The 774-nt window shown below is 48.3% G+C and carries 1 protein-coding gene; it reads left to right on the forward strand.

The genetic code is table 11. The features are described from left to right. On the forward strand, positions 1 to 774 hold a 774-nt coding region (locus tag ACK4HN_RS11905), incomplete at both ends, for a glycosyltransferase family 4 protein (protein ID WP_409877766.1).

The following is a 774-nucleotide window of genomic DNA, read 5'->3' on the forward strand; positions in this document are numbered from 1 at the left end:
CGTTTAGTGTTGCCGCCCCAAACTCCCCTATTGCTATGGACACAACACGCTGCAAATCAACCTGGTGTTCAATCTTTACATTCATCCGCACATCAGGAGGTCTATCAACGGATAGTTTTAATCAGTCAGTGGCAGCAACAGCAGTATATTGAAGCATTCAAGATTCCTGCTGAGAAAACGGCTGTATTGCGCAATGCCATTGCTCCTTGCTTTGAAAACCTTTTTGCTCCCACAGAATCAATCCTTAAGGCAAAGGCACAACCCTTAGCGCTCGCTTATACCAGTACTCCCTTTCGTGGCTTGAATTTGCTCCTTGACCTCATGCCTTCGCTACAGGTAAGCCATCCCTCAGTACGGCTCAATGTTTATTCCAGTATGAAAGTCTATCAAGTGAGTGACTCTGAGGATCAGCAGCAGTATGGCAATCTCTACCAACGCTGCCATGACTTGGCCAATGTCAATTACGTCGGCTCACTACCGCAGCCTGAACTGGCTCAAGCCCTTAAATCCACTGCTATTTGGGCTTATCCGAATACCTTTGCTGAAACCTCCTGCATTGCGGCAATGGAGGCCATGGCCAGTGGCTGCTACATCATTACCAGTGAACTAGGTGCCCTCCCTGAAACAACGGCAGGGTTTGCAGCTCTCATCCCTCTTCACCACGAGGAGTATCTAGCCACCTATAGCCACATGCTTGATCAGGTAATTCAACGGTTTAATGATCCTCAAGCCCATGCTGGCCTCGATGAACATTTGCGCGCTCAAGTAGATTAC

The sequence above is a fragment of the Thermosynechococcus sp. genome, assembly GCF_046299655.1.
Classification (GTDB): domain Bacteria; phylum Cyanobacteriota; class Cyanobacteriia; order Thermosynechococcales; family Thermosynechococcaceae; genus Thermosynechococcus.